Below are 4660 nucleotides of genomic sequence, written 5' to 3'. Positions count from 1 at the left end.
CGCAGTGCCGGGCCGTGCCCGCCGTCATCCGGCGCCGCATCGAGCCAGCCGGAAAACGGCCGCACCGGATGGATCACCGGCACCCGGTTGCGTCCGCACTGCTCGCAGGCCGCGATCGCGATGGCCTCCCAGTGCGCGCGCTTCTTCTCGGCGCGCTCGCCGGCCAGCCGCAACACGCCGTGCGCCGTGACCAGCGGCTGGATGCTCGCCACGCCGAGTTCGGTGGCCTTCTCGACCAGCCAGTCCATGCGTTCGTTGGCCGGCATGCCGACCGCCAGGTGCACGGCGCGCGTCGCCTCGCTCTCGCGCGCAGTGTGCGCACCGACGACCACGCTGACCTCGCTGCGGCCCATGCGCTCGACCGTGGCCGCGTACTCGCCGCCGCTGCCATCGAACAGCGTGATGGCATCGCCGGGCTGCAGCCGCAGCACCTGCACGTGGCGCGCGGCACCGGGCGGCAGCGCCAGCGTGGCGCCGGCATGCAGGGGAACGGAGCAGTAAAAACGCGGCATTGCTATGAGATTCGTAGCTGCATTCCCATGTTGCATGGGCGATACAGCGTCTCTTTCTTCAGATTCCGTTCAGCGCTTCTTCAGCGATCAGACCCGGCCGTAGGCGAAGCCGATGGTCGCGGTCGTGCCCTCGACCTCGTCGATCACCCGCAGCAGCGGCGTGAGTTCGCTGTAGCGGCTGGCGGTGGCGCGGATGTAGGCGATGAAGCGCGGCGTGTCGGCGAGGTAGCGCGGCTTGCCGTCGCGCAGCGTGAGCCGCGCGAAGATGCCCGCGACCTTGAGGTGGCGCTGCAGGCCCATCCACTCGACCGCGCGGTAGAAGGCGCCGAAGTCCTCGTCGACCGGCAGGCCGGCCTTGCGGGCCTTCTGCCAGTAGCGCACGGTGATGTCGAGCACGAACTCCTCGTCCCAGCTCAGGAAGGCATCGCGCATCAGGCAAGCGATGTCGTAGGTGATCGGGCCGTAGACGGCGTCCTGGAAATCGAGCACGCCCAGCGGCGTCTTCGCGCGCTCGGCGAGCGTGTCGCCCGGCGCCACCATGAGGTTGCGCGGCATGAAGTCGCGGTGCACGTAGACGCTGGCCGCGGCGAGGTTGCTGTCGACGATCAGCTTGAAGCTGCGCTCCAGCCGTTCCTTCAGCTTGCCCTCGATGGCGACGCCGCGGTGGCGGCCCAAATACCACTCGGGAAACAGCGACAGCTCGCGCTCGAGCAGCGCCCGGTCGTAGGGCGGCAGCACGCCGGGCTTCGACGAGAGCTGCCAGCGGATCAGCGCGTCGATCGCCTGGTCGTAGAGCGGGCGGCTGGTGTCGGGCTGCTCGGGGTCGAGCACCTCGAGCATGGTCTGGCGGCCGAGATCGTCGAGCAGCAGGAAGCCGTGGGCCTGGTCCCATTCGAGCACCCGCGGCGCATGCACGCCGGCCTCGGCCATGAGCTGCGCCACCTGGACGAAGGGCGCGCTGTTCTCCTTGTCGGGCGGCGCGTCCATCACGATGCGCGTGCCCTCGGGGCCGGCGCCGTCGACGCGAAAGTAGCGGCGGAAGCTCGCGTCGGCGGAGGCGAGCCGCACGGTGTCGGGCAACAGGCGATGCGCCGTCGCGATGCCGGCAAGCCAACCCCGGAACGCTTCGGCCCGTTGCGGATCAGTCCAGGAAATGGCCCCATGGAGGGCTGGGGCCGTGGAGGCCGGGGGCGGGGGTGCTGTCATGGATAATCGATTCTACAAACCGCCTGGCACGGCAACCTCTGCGATCGGCGCCCGATCGGACCGGTTCGCCGCCGGCTCCTGCAACCGGCCGGCCTGCCGCGCCGCCTCCCCCGACGTTTCCTTTGTCCGAACCGATGCCTACGAATCCATGCCCCGACGCCTGGCACCTTGTGCGCTCGCTGCCTTCCTCGGGAGGACGCCGGGCTCTTCTCGGAACGGATCGGCGGGAGGCCTGATGAGCCGACGAGTCGACGTGCGCCGTTCCGGCCCGCCGCTGCCGCTGGCCCTCCTGACGCTGGCGCTGCTGCACGCGCATGGCGCGTCGGCGCAGGGAACGGGCCTGGACGGCCCGCTCACGCTCAAGCGCACGCCCCAGCTCGCCGAGACCATTCCGCCGCTGCTGCGCAGCCAGCTGCCCAGCCTCGTGAGCGGCGACCGCATCTCGGGCCGGCCCGACCTCGAGACCGTGGTGGAAGGCAATGCCAGCCTGCGGCGCGGCGAAACTTCCATCACCGCCGACCGCCTCGAGTACTACCAGCCCGACGACCGCGCGCGTGCCACGGGCAACGTGCGCGTCAACCAGGCCGGCAACGTCTACGAGGGCCCCGAGCTCGAGCTCAAGCTCGAGACCTTCGAGGGCTTCTTCAACAACGTGCGCTACTCCTTCCTCGCCAATGGCGGGCACGGCGACGCGCAGCGCATCGACTTCGTCGACACCAACGTGTCGGTCGCGCGCCAGGCCACCTACACCACCTGCCGCCGCGAGGACTTCCCCGGCTGGATGCCCGCCTGGATCCTGACCGCCGCCTCGCTCACCACCGACACCGAGGAGAACGTGGGCGTCGCCAAGGACGCGCGGATGAGCTTCATGGGCATCACCACGCCGGCGCTGCCCAGCCTGAGCTTCCCGCTGTCGAACGAGCGCAAGAGCGGCCTGCTGCCGCCCACCATCGGCATCGACAACACCAACGGCATCGAGTATTCGCAGCCGTACTACTGGAACATCGCGCCGAACCGCGACGCCACCATCACGCCGACGCTGATGTCCAAGCGCGGCATCAACCTGGGTTCGGAATTCCGCTATCTCGAGAAGGAATACAACGGCACGATCCGGCTCGACCTGATGGGCAGCGACCGGCTGCTGGGCCAGCGCTTCAACGAAGCCCGTGCCTCGCAGCTGCAGCAGCTGGCCAACGGCCAGATCCAGGCCAAGGACCTCGACCTGCGACCGCAGCCGAGCTCCAAGCGCTGGGGCATCTGGGCCAACCACCACCAGAATTTCGATGCCAAGGCGCTCGGCCTCGATTCGCTCTCGGCCACCATCAACATCAACCGCGTCAGCGACGACGACTACTGGCGCGACTTCACCCGCACGCCCACGCTGTCGCAGCGCCTGCTGCCCAATGACGCCTCGCTCAACTGGAGCAAGGGCGACTGGAGCGGCGTGGTGCGCGCGCTGCGCTACCAGACGCTGCAGTACAGCCTGGCGCCGATCGTGCCGTCGTACGACCGGATGCCGCAGATCACGGCCAACTACAACAAGTACGACTGGGGCGGCTTCGACTTCTCCTTCACCACGGACTACACGCGCTTTCGCGTGAACCGCATCGCCGCCGGCCAGCCCGGCTACGACGCGATCCAGCAGTCGCAGCCCGACGGCGACCGCCTGTATGCCGTGGCGGCGTTGAGCCGGCCCTTCATCACGCCGAGCACCTTCGTCATTCCGAAGGTGCAGCTGCACGCCACTTCGTACAGCTACTACGTGCCGCAGGCCGACATCCCGAAGCTCACGCTCAACGGCGTGCAGTACGTGAACGGCATTCCGTACGACCCGAGCTCGCCGGTGTTCTGGCCCACCTCGTCGAACCGCACGGTGCCGACCTTCAGCCTCGACAGCGGCCTGATCTTCGAGCGCGACGCGAGCTTCTTCGGCCGCGCCTTCCGCCAGACGCTGGAGCCGCGCGCCTACTACGTCTACACGCCCTACCGCGACCAGAGCAAGCTGCCGAACTACGACACGGCCGCCAACGACTTCAGCTTCGCGACCATCTACACCGAGAACGCGTTCTCGGGCAACGACCGCATCTCCGACACCAACACGCTCACCATGGGCGTGACCTCGCGGCTGATCGACCCCGATACCGGTGCCGAGGCCGCGCGCTTCGGCGTCGCGCAGCGCCTGCGCTTCGCCGACCAGCGCGTCACGCTGCCGGGCGCGAATCCGGTCACGGACCGCGCGAGCGACCTGCTGCTGGGCGGCCAGATCAACTGGACGCCCAAGTGGAGCCTGGACACGGTCATCCAGTACAACCCCGACACCCGCAAGTCCACGCGCAGCGCCATCAGCGCGCGCTACAACCCGGCGCCCTATCACAACGTGAACATCGCGCTGCGCTACCAGGCGCCCAGCGACGCCTACCTCGCGGCCAAGGCGCTCAACCCGAACACCACCACCGTCAACGACGGCAGCAAGTCGATCGACGTCGGCTGGCAATGGCCGCTCAACGACTTCTGGGGCGACAAGGGCAAGGACCTCGGTCCCGGCAAGGGCCAGGGCGGCGGACGCTGGTACGCGGTGGGCCGGCTGAACTACGATCTGCAGGACCGCAAGCTCACCGACGGCGTCCTCGGCGTCGAATACGACGGCTGCTGCTGGATCGGGCGCGTGGTGCTGCAGCGCGTCAGCACCGGCCAGGTGACGGCCAACACCCGCATCATGTTCCAGCTCGAATTCGTCGGTTTCGCCGCCATCGGCTCGAGCCCGATGCAGGCGCTGCGCACCAACATCCAACGCTACCAGCCCCTGCGCACACCGGTCGAAGGGCCGAGCCGCTTCACCAATTACGACTGAGACGAGAGACCGAGCAACGCCATGAAACACATCCGTTCCATTCTCAGCCTGGCCTGCCTCGCCGCGCTGGCCGCAACTGCCGGCGCCCAGC

General features: G+C 68.6%; 3 protein-coding genes. 1 reads left to right on the top strand and 2 read right to left on the bottom strand.

What is annotated here, in order from left to right:
* Together AC27VN_RS33315 and AC27VN_RS33310 are read right to left on the bottom strand one after the other, a co-directional pair.
* Window positions 1-512, bottom strand: a 512-nt coding sequence (locus AC27VN_RS33315; protein WP_490879326.1) for a 16S rRNA (uracil(1498)-N(3))-methyltransferase, incomplete at its 3' end; no start/stop codon positions are given.
* Between the two features lie 87 nt (window positions 513-599).
* Complete coding sequence (locus AC27VN_RS33310) at window positions 600-1718, bottom strand: aminoglycoside phosphotransferase family protein (RefSeq protein ID WP_490879325.1); 1119 nt, start codon at window positions 1716-1718, stop codon at window positions 600-602.
* A gap of 235 nt (window positions 1719-1953) precedes the next feature.
* Between AC27VN_RS33310 and AC27VN_RS33305 the strand changes: the two genes are divergently transcribed.
* The gene (locus AC27VN_RS33305) at window positions 1954-4569 is read left to right on the top strand and encodes an LPS-assembly protein LptD (protein ID WP_208513835.1); all 2616 of its coding nucleotides are present in this window, start codon (window positions 1954-1956) and stop codon (window positions 4567-4569) included.
* Window positions 4570-4660: the final 91 nt, after the last annotated feature.

The sequence above is a fragment of the Variovorax sp. 20P10.2.4 genome, assembly GCF_058244205.1.
This window is presented reverse-complemented; position numbering and strand designations above follow the sequence as displayed.

Bases quoted from the DNA above. Each gene is read 5' to 3' on its own strand.
- AC27VN_RS33310 (WP_490879325.1), bottom strand. From the start codon at position 1,718: ATGACAGCACCCCCGCCCCCGGCCTCCACGGCCCCAGCCCTCCATGGG.
- AC27VN_RS33305 (WP_208513835.1), top strand. From the start codon at position 1,954: ATGAGCCGACGAGTCGACGTGCGCCGTTCCGGCCCGCCGCTGCCGCTG.